General features: G+C 34.7%; 16 protein-coding genes. 12 read left to right on the forward strand and 4 right to left on the reverse strand.

The features are described 5' to 3' along the window. Positions 1-19: 19 nt before the first annotated feature. Positions 20-736, reverse strand: a complete 717-nt coding sequence (locus PL77_RS11545) for a GLPGLI family protein (protein ID WP_044205101.1) — start codon at positions 734-736, stop codon at positions 20-22. 1,051 nt (positions 737-1,787) lie between these two features. Beyond that, a complete protein-coding gene (prfB, locus tag PL77_RS11555) occupies positions 1,788-2,861 on the reverse strand; it encodes a peptide chain release factor 2 (protein WP_044205105.1) in 1,074 nt (357 codons plus the stop codon). Positions 2,862-3,089: 228 nt separating this feature from the next. Between prfB and PL77_RS11560 the strand changes: the two genes are divergently transcribed. The 4 genes from PL77_RS11560 to PL77_RS11575 all read left to right on the forward strand — a co-directional run bounded on the left by PL77_RS11560 (position 3,090) and on the right by PL77_RS11575 (position 7,616). Further along, the gene (locus PL77_RS11560) at positions 3,090-3,998 is read left to right on the forward strand and encodes a hypothetical protein (RefSeq protein WP_156152332.1); all 909 of its coding nucleotides are present in this window, start codon (positions 3,090-3,092) and stop codon (positions 3,996-3,998) included. Between the two features lie 42 nt (positions 3,999-4,040). Then, positions 4,041-5,390 (forward strand): peptidylprolyl isomerase, encoded by a 1,350-nt coding sequence (locus tag PL77_RS11565; protein ID WP_044205110.1) that lies wholly within the window; start codon positions 4,041-4,043, stop codon positions 5,388-5,390. A gap of 375 nt (positions 5,391-5,765) precedes the next feature. Then, positions 5,766-6,740 carry a MoxR family ATPase gene (locus PL77_RS11570; RefSeq protein ID WP_223241283.1) on the forward strand — a complete coding sequence of 325 codons (975 nt, stop codon included), beginning with the start codon at positions 5,766-5,768 and terminating at the stop codon, positions 6,738-6,740. Positions 6,741-6,827: 87 nt separating this feature from the next. Next, on the forward strand, positions 6,828-7,616 hold the full coding sequence (locus PL77_RS11575) for an SUMF1/EgtB/PvdO family nonheme iron enzyme (protein ID WP_052444335.1): 789 nt from the start codon (positions 6,828-6,830) through the stop codon (positions 7,614-7,616). On the opposite strand, the gene PL77_RS11580 is transcribed toward PL77_RS11575, so the two are convergent. After that, complete coding sequence (locus PL77_RS11580) at positions 7,613-8,008, reverse strand: hypothetical protein (protein ID WP_044205112.1); 396 nt, start codon at positions 8,006-8,008, stop codon at positions 7,613-7,615. The genes PL77_RS11575 and PL77_RS11580 overlap by 4 nt on opposite strands. 103 nt (positions 8,009-8,111) lie before the next feature. Between PL77_RS11580 and PL77_RS11585 the strand changes: the two genes are divergently transcribed. The 8 genes from PL77_RS11585 (at position 8,112) to PL77_RS11620 (ending at position 16,657) form a co-directional block, all read left to right on the forward strand. Beyond that, positions 8,112-9,593, forward strand: coding sequence for a sodium-dependent transporter (locus PL77_RS11585; RefSeq protein WP_044205114.1), 1,482 nt, complete (start codon positions 8,112-8,114; stop codon positions 9,591-9,593). Between the two features lie 67 nt (positions 9,594-9,660). Continuing rightward, a complete protein-coding gene (ispE, locus tag PL77_RS11590; RefSeq protein WP_044205117.1) occupies positions 9,661-10,470 on the forward strand; it encodes a 4-(cytidine 5'-diphospho)-2-C-methyl-D-erythritol kinase in 810 nt (269 codons plus the stop codon). Between the two features lie 359 nt (positions 10,471-10,829). Next, the gene (locus PL77_RS11595) at positions 10,830-11,507 is read left to right on the forward strand and encodes a succinate dehydrogenase cytochrome b subunit (RefSeq protein WP_044205119.1); all 678 of its coding nucleotides are present in this window, start codon (positions 10,830-10,832) and stop codon (positions 11,505-11,507) included. A 67-nt stretch (positions 11,508-11,574) separates the two neighbouring features. Then, on the forward strand, positions 11,575-13,503 hold the full coding sequence (locus PL77_RS11600) for a fumarate reductase/succinate dehydrogenase flavoprotein subunit (protein ID WP_044205121.1): 1,929 nt from the start codon (positions 11,575-11,577) through the stop codon (positions 13,501-13,503). Between the two features lie 104 nt (positions 13,504-13,607). After that, positions 13,608-14,372, forward strand: a complete 765-nt coding sequence (locus PL77_RS11605; protein WP_044205241.1) for a succinate dehydrogenase/fumarate reductase iron-sulfur subunit — start codon at positions 13,608-13,610, stop codon at positions 14,370-14,372. 164 nt (positions 14,373-14,536) lie between these two features. After that, entirely contained in the window at positions 14,537-15,628 is a 1,092-nt protein-coding gene (locus PL77_RS11610) for a hypothetical protein (RefSeq protein WP_044205124.1), read from the forward strand. A gap of 80 nt (positions 15,629-15,708) precedes the next feature. Beyond that, complete coding sequence (locus tag PL77_RS11615) at positions 15,709-15,933, forward strand: TM2 domain-containing protein (protein WP_044205127.1); 225 nt, start codon at positions 15,709-15,711, stop codon at positions 15,931-15,933. A 118-nt stretch (positions 15,934-16,051) separates the two neighbouring features. Beyond that, complete coding sequence (locus tag PL77_RS11620) at positions 16,052-16,657, forward strand: hypothetical protein (RefSeq protein WP_044205130.1); 606 nt, start codon at positions 16,052-16,054, stop codon at positions 16,655-16,657. 48 nt (positions 16,658-16,705) lie between these two features. Here PL77_RS11620 and PL77_RS11625 read toward each other — a convergent pair whose 3' ends face one another. After that, positions 16,706-19,114, reverse strand: a complete 2,409-nt coding sequence (locus PL77_RS11625) for a TonB-dependent receptor (RefSeq protein WP_052444336.1) — start codon at positions 19,112-19,114, stop codon at positions 16,706-16,708. Positions 19,115-19,548 lie beyond the last annotated feature (434 nt).

Here is a 19,548-nt window from a genome sequence, read left to right on the forward strand (position 1 = left end):
AAAATTAAACATTTCCCTTTTATTTACTTTGTGAAAGTTGAGGATATTGAAGTTGTTTTTGTTTCTTTCTCCAACCTTTTTTATACCATTTCCCAGAATAAATAGCATCCATAGTAATCTTTATAGGATATTTAGGAAGTTGTACAGTTGGTTCTTTTATTTTAGTGACGGTGATGGCTTCTAACGATTCTTCTATGTTGGAGAATTCCACTTTTAAAACAACACCGGGAAGACCAACAAATTCGGTAGGGCCATATTGATAAGGAAGATCAGGTGTATACCAAGCATAAACATACTCTATAAAACCATCCATACCATTTGGGTATAAAAAAGCATTTGTATCTTCAGGTGCTTTTGCGATTGCTTTGTATGCTTTATAGCCAGCAATTGTTTGAGTTTCCTCTGTGATTTCCCATTTGTAGATTGGTACTTTTTTTTCTAAAACTGTAGTGTCGGTTTCTAAAACAGAATAATTTTTAAAGATTCCTTCATCCACGGTATTAAAAGTGTATTTTTCAGGTATTTCTACCTCCCATTTTCCTGTTTTATTTTCAAAGTATTCACTTTTGTAGATGCAAATAGAACTTTTATTAGAAAATTCTAGTGAATACTCTTGCTCTAATCCTTGGTATAGTTCATTTGCTGAAGAGAATTCATAAGTAACTCTATAATATTGCTGTGCTTGTGAGAATCTTACAACAAACAGTAATGCAAAGATTAATATTGTTTTAGCCATATTAGTTAGTGTGTTGAAATTTATATTTTTTCTTACATGTTTTTAATAAAAAGAAATAGTAAGTATAAAGTTAAACTAGAAAGAAGGTATTTATATTTTGAAATTCATAATTAAAATCTCTTCTCTTAAATGGGATTTAGTTTTACTTTTTATACTCGAAATATAGATTTAAAGTATTTCCCTTCAAGTATATTTAAGTTTTTGAGAAGAGTAAGAGAACGAACTAGTTTAATATTAAAAATCTTCTCATTATCTATATATTGTAACTTTTTTGATTAATCTTAATTTTAAAAACTTGAAAATCAGTAAGAAAATGGAGTGGTTGTTTTGCTGAGGCTGTCCCTTAATTGTAGAGACAGCCTCTTTTAATACATGATTATTATTTGAAAGCGTATTCAAATAAAGACCAGACCATAGATATGTCAAGTTCTTTAATGAGACAGCTTCTCTCATAAGTTGACATATCATTTAAGAAAATACCATGTATTATTGAACTTACTCACGTAATTTGGAACAACTGTAAACCCAACAAATATGTTTATTTCCATTGCTGTCAAATGATTTACAATACAATCCATCATCATAGTTAGCATTTGATTTTTTTTTCAACTTCTGCATTAGAAATTGAAAAAAGAGAGACGAGAAGAGTGATGATTACTCCAGTAAAAAACGAAGTTTTTAATTTAGAATTCATAATTGATTTTAATAAAAAAATTAAATTAGTTAGGAAACAGTTACTGTTTTAGTTTTTAAAGTACTTCGTGAACAATGATCTGAGTTATGTAAATAAAAGACAAAAAAAGTAACATTTAAAAATTAAAACAATGATAATTTTTATAAAATATCTTTATATAGTTCAACTTTTTAGATATGTAATAAATGTACATTCTTGTATATGATAAGGGGTGAATTGGTATATTTTGTAATTTTTGAATAATAAAAACTCTCCTAAAATAGACGTTTTTGGAAATATTCGAAGGAATGAATTTCTAAAAAAGAGGCTGTCTTTTAATAAAAACAGCCTCCATTTATGTTCTAATAAAATTGTATTTTAATTCTGCATCAAAAATGCTTTGATGAAATCATCCAAATCACCGTCCAATACTTTTTGAACATCAGTTTTTTCAACTCCTGTTCTAATATCTTTTACGAGCTTATAAGGATGCATGGTGTAGTTTCGGATCTGAGACCCAAAGTCAACTCTTTTCTTAGAGTTTTCCACTTTAGCTTTCTCAGCATTTCTCTTCTCTACTTCCTGTTGATACAATCTTGATTTCAACATTTTAATTGCTTTCTCCTTGTTTTGTAACTGAGAACGCTCTTGTTGACATTCGACTATAATTCCTGAGGTGTGACGTAAACGAACTGCAGTTTCTACTTTGTTTACATTTTGACCGCCAGCACCACCTGATCGGAAGGTTTCCCATGTAATATCAGCTGGGTTTACTTCAATTTCAATAGAATCATCTACCACTGGGTAAACGAAAACAGATCCAAAAGTGGTGTGTCTTTTTCCACTTGAGTCAAATGGACTCAAACGAACCATTCTATGAACTCCAATTTCAGATTGTAGATAACCGTAAGCGAAATCGCCTTCGAATTCGAGTGTAGCTTGTTTGAAACCAACAACATCCCCTTCGTTGGTGTTGACTACTTTTACTTTATAACCGTGAGACTCCCCCCACATTTTATACATTCTGAAAAGCATTTCTACCCAATCATTGGATTCAGTACCGCCTGCACCCGAGTTGATTTCCATCATGGCACTGAGACTGTCTTCTTCATTACTCAACATCTTTTGTAATTCCAAAGCCTCAATAGCCTCTTCGGTTTTCTTTCCTTCAGCATTCAACTCTTCCTCATCAACATCACCAGCTTCAAAAAACTCAAACAAGGTTTCAAGATCTTCCAATAATGAACTGATTTCATCAAACTTATCGACCCAAGATTTCAATCCTTTGATTTCTTTTAGCAAAACTTCAGCTTTTTTAGGGTCATCCCAAAAGCCAGGGGCGGTAGTTTCAGCTTCTTTGCTTTCTATTTCTTTCTTTTTTGAAGATATATCAAGGTATCCATCTAGTGCATTGACACGAGTTTTTAACTCTTTCAGCTGAGATGTGTTCATATTAAAATTCTTACTTTATCTAAAAACTTGAAACTAATTAAGTCAAGTCTTTTATCTATTAAAGCCCAAATATAGGAGATTTTTTTGAGCTTAACTTGTGTTCTAGTGTATTTAGAATTGGTGAAAGAGCATAATTTTAAAGAATTTTAATACTTTTTTTTCATCAAAAAGGACGTATTGTGTGTCACGAATAATGCACGGCAATTCTAATTAATTAAATTTGCCACTATGATTAAGAAAAACTTCTACATATTTAGCTTGATGGGCTTGCTTTTGATGACAGCTTCTTGTGATCAAGTCAAAAAAACATTTTCAAAAGTAATAGAGGAAGAGAATATTCAAAATTCTAGAATCCCTTTGGCTAGAGTGAATGATAAAGTGTTATATGATACTGAATTGAAGAATTTATTTACAGATAGAATGTCTCGTAAAGATTCCATCAATATCAGAGATAGATATATTAATACTTGGGTCCGAAAAGTGATTACTTTGGAAAGGGCAGCTTCTCAGGTGAATGTGGAGAAATTGGATTTGGATAGGAGATTGGAGGAATATAAGTTCCAACTGATCATGCACGAATATGAGAGAGAATATATTACTTCTCATCTTGATACGATAGTCACTGATGAACAAGTGAAGTCTTATTACCTTCAAAATTCGGAGGACTTTATTTTGAAAACAAACATTGTAAGAGGTTCTTTTTTGAGGTATCCTAATTCAGCTCCTGAATTGAAGAAAGTGAAGGATTGGGTGAAAAGTAAAAAAGTGAAAGATAAAGAAAAATTAAGATCTTCTGCTTTTGCTTATGCAGATTTTGTACATTTGGAAGATTCGGTGTGGTTAGATTTGGATGAACTTCTCTTCGGTACTCCATTTATGAACTCCCAGTCTGAGGTGACCAATTTGCTGAAAAGAGATAAATTGTGGGAAGCAAGTGATGAATCCAATACTTATATCTATAAAATTGATGATTATAAGATCGTGGATCAAACACCTCCTTTACAGTTTGTATCAAAACAAGTGAAGAATGTGATCTTAGGAAAAAGAAAATTGAAGCTTCGTAGTGAGTTGGAAAGTCAATTGTATGATGAAGCTACAAAAAATAATGAATATGAGATTTTTGTCTCAGAAGAATAAACGCTAAACAGAAAATACTTTAAATAGAAGTATAGAGTCAATATGAATCAACGTACTTACACCTTAATAGGAATTTTATTCCTTTTTGCATCATCTCTATTCGCACAAGACGATGCTGTACCGGTCGATAAAATCATAGCCAAAGTAGATAATAACATCATTTTATTGTCTGAAGTTGAAGCGGGCTATCAACAAATGCTTGCTAATGGACAATATCCTCAAGATAAAAAAGCAGCAAAATGTGATATCCTAAAGGGGTTGATCGTGAATAAAATCATGTATGCAAAAGCTCAAATTGACTCCATTGAAGTGGATGATGCAAGAGTGGCGGACGAATTAGAAAGACGTATGCAGTATTTTATTCTTCAAGCTGGTTCTCAAGAAAAATTAGAAAAGACATTAGGTAGTTCTGTAAACGACTTGAGAGATGATTTGAGAGATCAAGTAAAAGAACAAATGACTGTGCAGACGATGCAACAGCAAATCATTTCTGGTGTTACGATTACGCCAAAGCAAGTGAAAAAATATTTTGAGTCTATTCCTAAAGATAGTATTCCATTCCTATCTGCAGAAGTGAAAGTAGGTCAGATTGTAAGAGAGCCTCAAGTATCAGAATCAGAGAAAGAAAAGGCAAGACAACAATTGTTGGACATTAAGAAAAGAATTCAAGACGGTGAGGATTTTGGTGTTTTAGCAAAGCAATATTCTCAAGATTATGGTTCAGCAAGAAAGGGTGGTGACCTTGGATGGCACGGTAGAGGTGAATTAGTACCAGAATTTGAAGAAATTGCTTTAACTGTAGAACCAAATGAAATAGCAGATCCTGTAGAGTCTGATTTCGGTTATCACTTAATTCAGTTGTTGGAGAGAAGAGGTGGTCGTTTCAGAGCAAGACATATTTTGATTAGACCAAAGTCAAATTACCAAGACGTCAAAGATGCGGTGGTCTTTTTGGACAGTATCCGTACCTTAATTGCTGAAACAGATACATTAGGTTTTGAAAAGGCAGTAAACCTTTATTCTGATGATCAACCTACACGTGCCAATGCAGGTTATTTCAAGAATAACGTAACAGGTAGTTCTTATATGGCAACAGACGAGTTAGATCCTGTAGTATTCTTTGCTATTGATACAATGAAAGTGGGTAATACTTCTAAACCATTAAAGTACCGTACGGAAGATGGTCAAGATGCGGTGAGAATTATTTACTATTCTGATTATAAGCCTCCGCATTACGCGAACTTAAAAGATGATTATCAAAAGTTACAGCAGGCTACTTTGAATAGTCAGAAGAATGAGATCCTTGAAAAATGGATCAAGACAGCCAAAAATGATGTCTTCATTGAGATCGATCCAGAATATGAAGGATGTAATCTTCTAGAAGGGATATAAAACAAGATATTGAATCTTATAACGAGAGGTATAATGATGATAATTATTATACCTCTTTTTTGTGAGTTTTACTTTTAAAACTTTGAAGTTGAGGATGAGTTTAAAGAAAAAGGGACAGGATCTATATCTTTGATAGAAGGAGAGGAGGCTTTTCATGGAATCTTTTTAGTTCCTTACATTTTTGAATGAATGCTCTTTTCTTTAGAATACATAATATTTTTGTTGTTATACTTCTAAATTCGTTCTTGATTTATTCCTCAAAAAAAACTAATTTCAATTGTCCTAAAATATAGGATGAATTGATAAGTGAATACTTCATTGATTTTTTACTTTGCTTTTAGCAAGCAATTAAGTCGCTAGAATAACAATTAAAACATGACGTCAAAAATCACTTTTGGATCTGATAAAGAAGCAGCAGATGCATTACATAAAAAATATAATCAATTAAAAGAGGAAATTGGAAAGGTTGTCATTGGACAGGAAGATACCGTACATTTTGTATTGACGGCTATTTTTAGTCAAGGACATGCACTCTTACAAGGTGTGCCAGGTCTAGCCAAAACCCTTTTGATTAATACAGTTGCTCAAGCCTTAGATTTGGATTTCAGCAGGATTCAATTCACTCCCGATTTGATGCCGTCAGATATTTTAGGAGCGGAAACAATGGATCAGGATCGTAAATTTAAATTCGTAAAAGGTCCTATTTTCTCTAATATTATTCTAGCGGATGAGATCAACCGTACTCCTCCAAAAACACAATCGGCGCTTTTGGAAGCGATGCAGGAATATAAGGTGACAATTGCCAATCAAGAGTTTCAATTAGAGAAACCTTTCTTTGTATTAGCAACACAAAACCCTATTGAGCAAGAAGGTACATATCCATTGCCAGAAGCACAATTAGACCGTTTCATGTTCAATATCATTTTGGATTATCCGTCATACGCAGATGAGGTAAATGTTGTGAAAACGACAACCAATGATGAAAAGAAAGTGGTAGAAAGAGTCATGGGAGCAGAAGAAATTTTATACTTCCAGCATTTGATTCGTAGAGTACCAATTGCAGATAATGTAGTGGAATACGCAGTGAAACTGGTGCATAAAACACGTCCTAATTCAGAGTTAGCAGATGATTATACTAATAAGTTTGTGGATTGGGGAGCAGGACCAAGGGCATCACAGTACTTGGTAATTGCAGCAAAGTGTCATGCTATTTTATCCGGTAAATATTCTCCAGATATTGAAGACATAAAAGCTGTGGCAGTAAGTGTACTAAGGCACAGAGTAGTAAGGAACTTCAAAGCAGAAGCAGAAGGGATTACAATAGTAGATATTATTAAAAAACTTTTATAAGTTTACAGAAAGGCCAAATACACCTAATTATTTGGCCTTCTTTTTTCTTTAGAAATACGAAAACAAAATAAACTTTAAATAATCTTCATGAACCGTACATTAAAACACACAATTCTATTTTTATCTAGTTTTTTGATAATACACTTAGCATCCGCTCAAAAAAAGAAAAATTATACAGATAAAGCACAAGGAGTTTCATTTGATATGGTCTTCGTGAAAGGAGGCACTTTTAAAATGGGCGATAAGAAAGGGGATTTATTATTAGACAATGGAGTAAACCCTTCTATTCCTGTTCATGAAGTTTCAATTGATGGATTTTTTGTAGGGAAACATGAAGTTACTCAATCGCTTTGGGAAGCAGTAATGGGAAAAAATCCAAGTGAACTGAAAATGGGAAATCACCCCGTTGAGATGGTTTCTTGGAATGATTGTCAAGAGTTTCTTAAGAAGTTAAATACATTAACCGGAGAAAACTACCGTTTGCTAACAGAAGCAGAATGGGAATATGTAACGAGAGGAGGAAAGAAGATGGCTAACACCGATGCGGCCTCTCAAAATATACCAATGAGAGCATGGATTTCTTCTAATACAGATGACCACCAACATCAAGAAGTAGGCACAAGAGCAGCCAATGAATTGGGTATTTATGACCTGCAAGGAAACGTTTGGGAGTGGGTCAATGATTGGTATAGTGAAACTTCTTACAAACAATCTACTCATTCGAACCCTCAGGGTATTCAAAATGGTACGACAAAAGTATACAGAGGAGGCTCATTTATGAGTGAAGCACTTTTCTGTAGACCTGCCTACCGTAATTTTGATAAGCCAGATGTGAAAATGAATTTCTTAGGCTTAAGAATAGCAAGATCGCTCTAATTGTTTTTCTGAAGTTCTTTCTTTTTATTCCTTGCGATAAATAGGAAACCTAAAGGAGCAAATATCAACGTCGGAATTGTTGAAAGCTCTGGGTTAGGAGTTCCTTTAAAAGAATGAACGGTATAAGTAGCAAGGATTGCGATAGTGGAGGGAATTAAAACCCCTTTTAAAAATTCACCCTTTGAGGTGTATCTTTCACAAAGTGCCGATACATAACCACCAAATAGGAATGTATAGGCACTTTGTTTTAATGCGGCAGTGGTGGCCAAAGGAACGGATTGAGCATCATAATAATTAATGCCAAACACTAAAACACCCAAAAAGAGCGCTCCAGCTAAACCATACCTTATACTTATGTATGTTTTTATATAATGCTTTATCGATTCAATCATCTCTGTCCTTCAATTTTATTTTTTAACTTGGCGTTTTAAACTCAACTTAAACCATAGCTAATTTAATAATTAGTGATTTAAACCATAATAAACAAACGAGACTATGAAAGAAAATGTTGAACAATTCAGTAGTAAATGGGGTGTCATTTTAGCTTCATTAGGAATGGCTATTGGAGCAGGGAACTTATGGAGGTTTCCACGTTTGGCAGGGCAGTATGGAGGAACATTTATCATCTTGTGGTTTATGTTCTTATTTATATGGTCAATACCCATTCTCCTTTCAGAGTTTTCAATAGGAAAAAAGTTTAAGCAGGGAGTAATCGCTTCTTTCGCTCAAGCTGCCGGAAAGAAGTATACCTGGATGGGCTTTTTCATCACGATATGTACATTAGGAATCACTTTTTATTACTCCGTCGTAACAGCATGGGGGTTAAGGTATGTTGGACTATCCACAACTTTATTGGATAATGCAACAGCTCTTGAAAATCTTAATCAAAACTTTTTAGATCAATATTGGCAAAATGTAGCCAACGGAAGTGCATTGACAGTTTTACTTCATATTGGAGTGGTTTTGTTTGCCGTTTTTATGTTGTATAAAGGCATACAGCAAGGTTTAGAAAGAGTCAATAAAATACTGATTCCATCTTTACTCTTTTTGATGTTGTTAGTTGCTGCAGTAGCATTATCAACCGAAAACGGGCCTAAGGGATTACAATATATGTTTCACATTGATCCAGCTTTATTTTTTAATTCTAAAGTATGGATTGAGGCCGTTACACAATCGGCTTGGAGTACAGGTGCAGGTTGGGGATTAATGTTGACTATTGCTTCTTATTCAAGGGAGAAAGAAGATGTGACTTTTAATATTCTGGTCAGCGGAATTGGGAATAACATCGCTTCATTAATTGCAGGAATAGCCATTTTACCTGCTGTATTTGCTATTGCTTCTGATGATGCACAAGCCATAGCTTATCTCCAATCAGGAAATACCGCCCTTACATTTACTATTATTCCATTATTATTTGCCAAGATACCTTATGGAGAATTTCTAGGAGTGATTTTCTTTATCGCTTTTACTATGGCCGCCTTTAGTTCATTGATCAGTATGATAGAACTTTGCATCAAAACATTTACCGATTTAAAGTTCAATAGAACAAAAGCGAGTTTCATAACAGCGGTTTTATGCATCGCATTTGGTATGCCTTCGGCAATTTCTTTGGACTTTTTCTCCAATCAGGATTGGGTATGGGGTCTTGGACTTTTGATCTCAGGTTTGTTTATCAATTTTGCAGTTCAAAAAAATGGCATCAAGAAATTCAAAGAAGATTATATTGATGAAGATTCGAGCATTATTATACCTACAGTTTTATACCAATTCGCCATGTATCTTAATATAGGAATTGGCGTGTTTCTAGTTTGGTGGTGGATGTCGCAAGGTTACAGTGACGCACCTTGGTTTACAGAAGAGGGAACGTGGAATTTCTTTGACGCTTATTCAAATGCAACAATCGTAACACAGTGGGGAATTTTAATCTTAGTTGGAATGATTTTTAATAATTGGTTGTATAGAAAATTCGTGAAGTAAGGTACAGATTGTCATTTCAATTCGTAACTTCGTTGTTCCAAGTAAAACTACAACGTCAAATTGAATAATGATTTCCTTTCCAAACGCTAAAATTAATATTGGTTTAGCCATAACAAGCAAACGAGAAGATGGGTACCATGATATAGCATCATGTTTTTACCCAATTGGATGGACTGATATTTTAGAAATTGTTCCAAGCGAAGAATTATCTTTTTCGAGTACTGGTATTGATATACCCGGAGATGCGAATGGTAATTTATGCTTGAAAGCCTATCATTTATTGAAGAGTGATTTTGATATTTCTCCCGTAACTATCCATTTGCATAAGGTGATACCGATTGGAGCAGGATTGGGTGGCGGTTCAGCAGATGGGGCTTATGCTTTAAAGATGCTGAATGAAATTTTTGAATTGAATTTGTCTACAGAAAAGCTAGAAGAATACGCGTTGGAATTGGGAAGTGATTGCCCGTTTTTTATTACTAATAATCCATTGTGGGTGACAGGAAGAGGAGAGGTGTTTTCTAAGATAGAATTATCCCTTGAAGGCAAGTGGATTTTGATGGTCAATCCTAATATTCATATTTCAACAAAGGAAGCGTACTCAGGAGTAATTCCAATGGAATTAGAAACGGACTTGAAGCAAATTGTTGAGGGTGACATTTCAATATGGAAGGAAAAAGTAAATAATGATTTCGAGCAAGGAATTTTCAAGAATCATCCGCAAATAAAAGAGATCAAAGAGCAGCTGTACAAAGAAGGAGCAGTGTATGCGAGTATGACTGGATCTGGTTCTACACTTTTTGGAATTTTTGAAACTAAACCCGTTGAAACTTCATTTTCAACTTTTACTACATGGGTTGGAAAGTTAGATTCATAAAGGTAAAATATAGTAATTTAATGAAAGGTTACGAATTGGCGAAAATTCGTAGCCTTTTTTTGTCCGTTTACATTAGTTTAAAAAGATGACTTTTGTTTCCTTTTAAAGGAAACATTTTACTTTTGCAAGTGTCTGACTGACTATTAAATCTTATTTACAGGTTTGTATACTGTTGTAATTCAGTGTTGTATGAGAGATAAAATCTTAGCAGAAAGCAAACTGTTTCTGTTGTTTAGATTTATTCAAAATAAGGTTCTGCTGACCACGATTATTGTATCTGTTTTAGTTGAGGTATAATTTTGCAACGAAATAAATTAGAGAACTATCTCACCACAATATTTATCTAAACGTTAATTTTTATGAGTTGGCAGAAATCGTTGAGTAGTACAATCGGGAGAAAGATTATGATGTCTCTCTCAGGTATTTTACTCATCTTATTCTTAGCCGGACACGTGTCTGGTAACATGACGTTATTAATGGGAAAAGCTGATGCTTTTAACATGTACGCTCACTTTATGTCTACTAACCCTTTAGTACAAGTAGTAGCGAACGTTTTTAAATTATTCTTCTTAGCTCACATTGTGTATGCGATTATTTTAACAGCACAAAACAAAAAAGCTAGAGGCGGACAAGCTTACAAAGTAACAAACAAAGACGGTTCTCAAGTATCTAAATACATGGGAGTTTTAGGATCTGTGATCGCAGTATTCTTAGTTGTTCACTTAGCACAGTATTGGGCAGTAATGCACGAATTAAGAGGTGAAATTTCAACTACAACTATCGACGGTGTAGAAATGAAAGATCTTTATTCTGTAGTAGCAGTATCTTATGCTAATCCAATGATTGTTGCAGCTTACGTTATTTCTATGTTTGTATTGGCATTCCACTTATGGCATGGCTTTGCAAGTGCTTTCCAAACATTAGGATTAAATAATAAGAGATACACTCCAATTATCGCTTTCTTAGGTAAAGCATATTCTATTATCGTTCCAGTATTATTTGGAGCAATTCCAGTTGTAATGTTTTTGAATAGTTAGTAAAACAACTTTCCAAAACAAAACATTACAGAGTTATTAATCAATAACATTAAAACTATAGAATAGAATGTCATTAGAATCAAAAATCCCTGCAGGCCCATTAGCCGAGAAGTGGGAAAAACATAAATTCAACGTAAAACTTGTTAACCCTGCAAACAAGAGAAAATTCAATATCATTGTTGTAGGAACAGGTTTAGCAGGAGCTTCAGCTGCTGCAACTTTAGCAGAACTAGGATACAATGTAGACGCGTTCTGTTTCCAAGATTCACCTCGTCGTGCTCACTCAATTGCAGCACAAGGTGGTATCAACGCCGCTAAAAACTATCAAAATGACGGTGACTCAGTTTTCCGTTTATTCTACGATACAATTAAAGGTGGTGACTATAGATCACGTGAAGCAAACGTTCACCGTTTAGCGGAAGTATCTACAGAAATTATTGACCAATGTGTAGCTCAAGGTGTACCTTTCGCTCGTGATTACGGTGGGTTATTGGACAACCGTTCATTCGGTGGTGCTCAAGTATCCCGTACGTTCTATGCTCGTGGTCAAACTGGACAACAATTACTATTAGGTGCATACTCAGCGTTAACTAAAATGGTGAACACTGGTAAAGTAAAAATGCACACACGTAAAGAAATGCTTGACGTAGTAACTATCGACGGTGCTGCTAAAGGTATTGTAACTCGTGATTTAGTAACTGGTAAAGTTGAGTCTCACGCAGGTCACGCTGTATTGCTTTGTACTGGTGGTTACGGTAACGTATTCTTCCTTTCTACAAACGCAATGGCTTCAAATGGTTCTGCTGCTTGGAGAGCATACAAGAAAGGAGCTAAGTTTGCGAACCCTTGTTTCACGCAAATTCACCCTACTTGTATTCCTGTACACGGTGATTACCAATCGAAATTAACGTTGATGTCAGAGTCATTACGTAACGATGGTCGTGTTTGGGTTCCAAAAGATAAAAAACATGCGAAGATCACTGCTGCTGAAGCTGTGAAACTTCCAGAATCAGAAAGAGATTACTACTTAGAAAGAAGATATCCTTCATTCGGTAACTTAGTACCTCGTGACGTAGCATCTCGTAACGCGAAGATGGTTTGTGACGAAGGAAGAGGTGTTGGTGTAACTGGTCTTGCTGTATTCTTAGATTTCGCTGATGCAATCAAGCGTGATGGACAGAAAACAATCGAGGCGAAGTATGGTAACTTGTTTGACATGTACAAGCAAATTACTGCTGACAATCCTTATGAGGTGCCAATGATGATTTATCCTGCCGTTCACTATACAATGGGTGGTCTTTGGGTAGATTACAACTTATCAACTAACGTTCCTGGTCTTTATGCATTAGGAGAGGCGAACTTCTCTGATCACGGTGCTAACCGTTTAGGTGCATCAGCATTAATGCAAGGTTTAGCGGACGGTTACTTCGTAATCCCTTACACAATTGGTGATTACATTGCAACACTTCCATTAGGTCAAGCTGTTGATAAATCAAATCCTGCTTTTGCTCAAGCTGAAAAAGAAGCGCAAGCAAGAATCGATAAATTATTAAATATCAAGGGTAACCAAACTCCTGACGACATCCATAAGAAATTAGGCCACATCATGTGGGAATACTGTGGTATGTCACGTAACAAAGAAGGTTTGGAGAAAGCTCGTGGTATGATCCAAGAATTACGTAAAGAGTTCAACAAAGACTTGAAAGTAATCGGTGCTAACGAGGAGTTAAACATGACGCTTGAGAAAGCATTACGTTTAGAGGACTTCTTAGAATTAGGTGAGTTAATGGTAATTGACGCACACAACCGTTCAGAGTCTTGTGGTGGTCACTTCCGTGAAGAATCACAAACTGAAGAAGGTGAGGCATTACGTCAGGACGAAGAGTTCTCGTATGTTGCAGCTTGGGGTTATGAAGGAGAAGGTAAAGATCCTTCATTAACTAAGGAAGACCTTGTATTCGAAAACGTGAAGTTAACGCAACGTTCTTACAAGTAATTTATCGAAGGGTTGGGGCGACTCAACTCTTCCTCAAACAAAATCAACAAACAGGTTGTTAGCACACTAACACCTACAATTTGAAGATCATGGCAGGAAAAACAATTAATATAAAGCTTAAAATTTGGCGTCAGGCTGGTGAAAACAAGCCGGGTAAATTTGAGTCATATGAAGTAAATGATGTATCAGTTGATATGTCATTCCTAGAAATGCTAGACGTTCTTAACGAGAACGAATTAAAGAAAGGTAACGACCCTATCCACTTCGATCACGATTGTCGTGAAGGTATTTGTGGTATGTGTTCTTTATATATCAATGGTAAGCCTCACGGTCCTAAACACGGTATCACTACTTGTCAGTTGCACATGCGTACTTTCAATGATGGTGAAACTATCGTTGTTGAGCCTTGGAGAGCTTCTGCATTCCCAGTATTGAAAGATTTGGTTGTAGACCGTACTTCTTTTGATAGAATCATGCAAGCTGGTGGTTACGTTACAGTATCTACTGGTGGTGTACCTGACGCAAACGAAATTGCTATCCCTAAAACAGTAGCGGATGAGGCAATGGATGCTGCGCAGTGTATCGGTTGTGGTGCTTGTGTTGCGGCATGTAAAAATGCTTCAGCAATGCTATTCACTTCAGCGAAAGTATCTCAGTTAGCTTTATTACCTCAAGGTGGTGCAGAGCGTAAGCGTCGTGCATTAGCAATGGTAGAGCAACATGATGCTGAAGGTTTCGGTGCTTGTACTAACACTGGTGCTTGTGAGGCTGTATGTCCGAAAGAAATCTCTATCACTCATATCGCAAGATTGAACAGAGAATTCACTCGTGCATCGTTCTCAGGTAACGAAACTGATTACCAGAACTAATTTTAACGTTTAGTTATATATTGGAAGGGTTAAGCACTTAGTGTTTAGCCCTTTTTTTATATCTTTAAGCTCCTAAGTTAAACCAATTTTACTTGAGGAATAGAACTATTGAAATCACAAACAACTAACAGTTTGATGATCTGACTTTTATTGTAAATATTTAAATGAAACTAATATCAACAATCTTATTGTGGGCAATGATTGCCACTGGACTTCATGCTCAAGAATCAGCACTTCGCCGCGGAAAAATAATAACACTCCAAAATGATACATTGGATGTGATGCTTTATCATAAGGACATTACAAACTATAAAAAATGTACTTATGACAAAGATGGAACAGTTGCTGTATTTTTACCTTCAGAAATAAAAGGGTATTATTTTGATGAGGGTGAGCATTATGTAGCTAAAGAAGTGCCTATAAACGATAAGGAATATCAAATGTACTTTGTAGAGTACCTGGTAGAAGGGGTTAAAAACCTTTACTTTTCTAGAGTAAAAGGAGCTTTTCAATACTATATTGATTATGATGAGACAAAGTTAGTCAACTTACATCATGGTAAAAAAGAAGTGGAAATTGATGGTGTCACCTATTTTAAAAATGACAATAGAATAAAAACTTCATTGTTGTATTATTTTGAAGATGCATCTGTCAGCGTTCAAAACAAGATAAATGCAATTTCGACAACCCCATCCACCAATAATTTAATTAAAATTACAAAGCAGTATCATGATGAAAATTGTGGTGAGGATGCATGTACGGTATACCGTAAGGAGAAAAGAAAAATACATCTATCAATCGCTCCTTTTTATGGAATGACCTATATGAAAGACAACAATACTTCGTTTACAAGCTATGGTGCTTTGCTCTATTTATGGTTGCCAAAGGCCAGCGAGCATTTATATTTAAGAACAGGTTTTCAAAGAAGAAATCTTGAGCACGTGCCAGAGAATGGTTTTGTGGGGGCTTTACATAATTATACTACTATCCCATTTCAATTTGAATACCGATTCTTAAAAGGACGATTTCAACCACGTTTAAATTTTGGTACAAATTGGTTTTTTGGTGACGGTGGTAATGGTGTAGGGCTAACTATTGCAGGTGGAGCAGGTTTTAATGTAAACGTTCATAAAAAAGTATCTTTGTTCGCAGAGTTACAGACTGATATTATATCAATTGTATCACTTGCATGGTGGGATAATGTAGATCCATTTTTTACGTATTCTCCCTTAGCTGGTGTCCAAATAAGATTCTAAATTATTAAGCATAATCCAAACATTTGTAAAGGGTATTCGTATTACTATATATAGTGTCAATTAATAAAATATATAGTAAAATGAAATCAAGTTTAGTTGCTTATTTATTGTGGTTCTTCTTCGGATTGTTGGGTATTCATAGATTCTATTTAGGGAAGACAACTTCCGGAATTGTTTATCTTTTAACAGGAGGAGTTTTTGGAATTGGTTGGATTGTCGATTTATTCCTGATTGGAGGAATGGTTGATGAAGCCAATTTTAAAGCAGGCAATATAGCAGCGATGGAAGATATGATGAACAGGTAGTCATAAAAAATTATAGATAGATCCAAGGTCTAACATATTGATGTTAGGCCTTTTTTATGTTTCAAAAGAATTATATTTGAACGACAAACTATTTATTTAACAAACTCTTCTTTAATTTATGAAGTTGATATTTACATTATTGATCAGCTGTTTATCTTTTACTGTGTTTGGACAAACGGAAATACAGTGGAAAGAAGGTATTGAACTTAGTTTTGAAGATTTTCAATCTCCGAACACCAAAGTATCCAATACTCTGTCATCTTATTCTATTCAATCAGGGGTGATGTTGGAAATGGGGTATCAAATGACTGCGTATGAATTAATGTTTAAGAAAAATTTCAATCAAGCATTTAAAGCAACATTTAATCCTAAAACAGCATTGATTACAGCACCTAATATGGAGTTAGCACAGCATATGGTTGATTATGCTCAAGTAGAATTTGATTTAGCAGAATTGTACACTAGGAAAATTAGAAGAGAATTATTTTTGAATAAGAAAACATTTTCAAGTCTTTCTATTTTTCAAACCTACTTTACAATGCATCATCAAAGGATGTTAACTGAAATGTCTCAGCTTCTTAATGAATCTGATTTTGGGAGAAAAAAAGAGGTTTTGGAAAGAAAACAGTTAGAGGTCCAAAATGAATTGGAAAAATTATCAGATTTCTGTTTCGATTGTACTCCAGTTAAAAAGAAGAAAAATAAAAAAAAGCGCGACTCATAATTCATTTATGAATCGCACTTTTTTTATAGTATGATATGAACTTAAATATTAGTTCAAAAGATTACCAATTTTTACTTCAAAGAAGAACATTCTTGGAGTAATTGGACCATAAACGAAAGCAGCGTCTTTGTCCGGGCCACTTACAAATTGGTCTTGCATTTGGTTGAAGATATTCTTCACGCCACCACCTAATTGAATATTAGCATTCTTACTCAGCTTAGTAGTGTAAGTTACTTTTAAGCTCATATCCATGAAGGATTCTGTTTTGATCAGTTCTTCTTCAGTTGTCAATTCACCATTGATGAATCCACCTGGAATATAAGGAACATGCATACTACCTGTATAAACTCCTGTCAATGATGTCTGCCACTTTTGAGCAGGGCGGTAGTTCATCGTAAATGAACCATATTGATTTGGTGTTCTAAGGATATATTTTGAAGTACTTGTCTCTTCGTCACCCCATTGGTTGTCTTCTTCATATTCTGCTGTTTGAACAGTAAAACCTGCTTGGAAGTCTAGGTTTTGCGAAGGAGCAACTTTTGCTTCAACGTTGAAACCTTGTACAACGGCATCAGAAAGAGAGTTTCTTTTGTAGTTAATTAAAGTACCGTCAGGAAGTTCCGTTAATTGATTATCAAATCTATCTTTGATTCTAGTATGGAAACCTTCTACTAAGAAGTACGCTTGAACATTACCAATTTTCTTCTCCCAATCCCATGCAAGGTTATAAGATAAAGAAGTCTCAGGCTTTAAATCTGGATCTAAAACTGTTCTTACAGCTTGTCCTCCTTGTACTTCAACGTGTAAATCTTCAGAAAACATTTGAGGAGCTCTAAAACCAGTTGCAAAACCACCTCTTACTTGCATGTCTTTCGTCAAGTTATATTTTAAGTTGATTCTTGGGTTAATGGCAGGAACACTTTTGTTATTTTCAGCGTTGGCTAAATCGTTGATTTGCACATAATCCATTCTAGCTCCGACTAATACTGATAGTTTTTTACCCTTCCATTCATTTTGAGCAAATACAGCCATAGTGCTAGACTCTTGATCAGAGATTAATGCATCACCAACTTTTTCTCCTGTCTCCGGATCAGTATATCCGTTTTTTCGATCTTCGATTTTATCAAAAATGTATTCAACACCAGCCACGAAGTAAGTATTCGCATTGAACATTTTACCAAGATCTCTGTTTATTTGAGCACCACCAACGTAAGTTGTACCCGTAGTTAAACCATAGCCGTCCGCTGCTTGATTAGCACCATAATAACTATCTCTATTTACATACTGAATATTTGAATAAGCATTAATATGCGTTTTCTTATCAGTACTGAACCAGTCATAATTTACACTTCCACCAAAGATATTCATATCAATCATCTCCGTGATGTCTGTTTCATGAGGAGCTAGATCGAGTTTGTTACCACCTCTTCTTTGTTCATTTAAATATCTAAAATCTGCGGTAACTTTATTTTGATCATTAAATTGATGATAAACTTTGGTACCTACTGAAGCGGTTTTCAATTCAGGTAATTCAGAGAAATCATCTTTTATTGCACCTCCTGTAGGATTTCCATTATCATCAAGTTGATACCAAACATCATCAGGGTTTGCATTCCAAGCGTCTCTATGACGATATGATCCATAAATGTAAGCTCCTGTTTTATCATTTTTAGAAACTAAAGATGTATTGAAATAAGTATTGATATCATTTGATTTTCCATCAATTGTTCCAAAGTTAGTACCTACTTCATAAGAGTTAAATTGTGGTGCTTTAGTAATGATATTTACAGTACCACCAATTGCGTTGGCACCAAATAATACAGAACCACCACCTCTTACAACTTCTACTTGGTCAACCATTGAAACTGGAATTTGTTCCAATCCATAAACACCTACAAGGCCATTGAAAATGGGTCTACTGTCTACCAAAATTTGAGTATAAGGCCCTTCCAATCCATTTAATCTTAAGGCAGAAGCACCACAGTTACCACAAGTATTTTCTACTCTTGCTCCAGAAACGAAGTTTAATCCATCAGCTACTACTTTAGAGTTGTTTGCCATGAAAATTTCTTTACCCACAACATTAACAACAGCAGAAGTTTCTTTTCTACTTTGCTCTCTTCTACTACTAGAGACAATAACCTCATTGAGTTGTAAAAGGTCTTTTTCTAAATCAAAATGAATATCAGTTCCATTTTTTGCTTTAAAGTTTTGTGTAATTGGTAAGTAGCCTACCGCTGAAATCATGATAGAATATTCTACGCCTTGCTCTAACTCAATAAGGAAATGCCCTGTTTCGTCAGAAGAAGTTCCAAACTCTCCGTCATTAATAGATACAGTAGCAAAAGGTACGTGATCTTTATTAGATGTCACATGACCTTTGATCGTAATTTTATCTCCTGCAAAGCTAAGTATATTTATAGCTAACAATAAAAAAGTAATTAGTGATGCCTTCATGGCTTATTTGAAAATGTTTTTAATGGTTGACTAATTTTCTGTTGTCACAAATCTAAATAAAAAATTTAGACAAGCCTAAAAATAAGATTGTAATAATTATAAATTATATTTTAAAGTACTCTAGTGTCTATAAAATTCAACTTTTATTATCTAAAAATGTTTAGTGTGAACATGAATCTACTTTCTTACTTTCTTCTTCTTTATTTTTGGCTTAACACAAAAACGAACCAAAAAAGTCAAGGCTGAGGAAAGTACTACTGAACGAATTAGTTAGAAAGTCCACTGGTGCGAACGATGCCTTTCACTTCACATTCGTAATTAAATAATACTATTATGTTGGTTGGATTGACTATTCTATTGGAACTATTATTCTAAATCTTTCAAAGATGTGAACTTTAGTACTTTTAGTCTTTATGAATCTTTTATACTAAATC

This window comes from Flammeovirga sp. OC4 (genome assembly GCF_000812565.1).
Taxonomy (GTDB): Bacteria; Bacteroidota; Bacteroidia; order Cytophagales; family Flammeovirgaceae; genus Flammeovirga.

Excerpts from the sequence above, each read along its gene's own strand:
- prfB (WP_044205105.1), bottom strand. The coding sequence starts at position 2,861 with ATGAACACATCTCAGCTGAAAGAGTTAAAAACTCGTGTCAATGCACTA.
- PL77_RS11570 (WP_223241283.1), top strand. The coding sequence starts at position 5,766 with ATGACGTCAAAAATCACTTTTGGATCTGATAAAGAAGCAGCAGATGCA.
- PL77_RS11625 (WP_052444336.1), bottom strand. The coding sequence starts at position 19,114 with ATGAAGGCATCACTAATTACTTTTTTATTGTTAGCTATAAATATACTT.
- ispE (WP_044205117.1), top strand. The coding sequence starts at position 9,661 with ATGATTTCCTTTCCAAACGCTAAAATTAATATTGGTTTAGCCATAACA.
- PL77_RS11565 (WP_044205110.1), top strand. The coding sequence starts at position 4,041 with ATGAATCAACGTACTTACACCTTAATAGGAATTTTATTCCTTTTTGCA.
- PL77_RS11620 (WP_044205130.1), top strand. The coding sequence starts at position 16,052 with ATGAAGTTGATATTTACATTATTGATCAGCTGTTTATCTTTTACTGTG.
- PL77_RS11600 (WP_044205121.1), top strand. The coding sequence starts at position 11,575 with ATGTCATTAGAATCAAAAATCCCTGCAGGCCCATTAGCCGAGAAGTGG.
- PL77_RS11595 (WP_044205119.1), top strand. The coding sequence starts at position 10,830 with ATGAGTTGGCAGAAATCGTTGAGTAGTACAATCGGGAGAAAGATTATG.
- PL77_RS11545 (WP_044205101.1), bottom strand. The coding sequence starts at position 736 with ATGGCTAAAACAATATTAATCTTTGCATTACTGTTTGTTGTAAGATTC.
- PL77_RS11615 (WP_044205127.1), top strand. The coding sequence starts at position 15,709 with ATGAAATCAAGTTTAGTTGCTTATTTATTGTGGTTCTTCTTCGGATTG.
- PL77_RS11585 (WP_044205114.1), top strand. The coding sequence starts at position 8,112 with ATGAAAGAAAATGTTGAACAATTCAGTAGTAAATGGGGTGTCATTTTA.
- PL77_RS11580 (WP_044205112.1), bottom strand. The coding sequence starts at position 8,008 with ATGATTGAATCGATAAAGCATTATATAAAAACATACATAAGTATAAGG.
- PL77_RS11610 (WP_044205124.1), top strand. The coding sequence starts at position 14,537 with ATGAAACTAATATCAACAATCTTATTGTGGGCAATGATTGCCACTGGA.
- PL77_RS11575 (WP_052444335.1), top strand. The coding sequence starts at position 6,828 with ATGAACCGTACATTAAAACACACAATTCTATTTTTATCTAGTTTTTTG.
- PL77_RS11560 (WP_156152332.1), top strand. The coding sequence starts at position 3,090 with ATGATTAAGAAAAACTTCTACATATTTAGCTTGATGGGCTTGCTTTTG.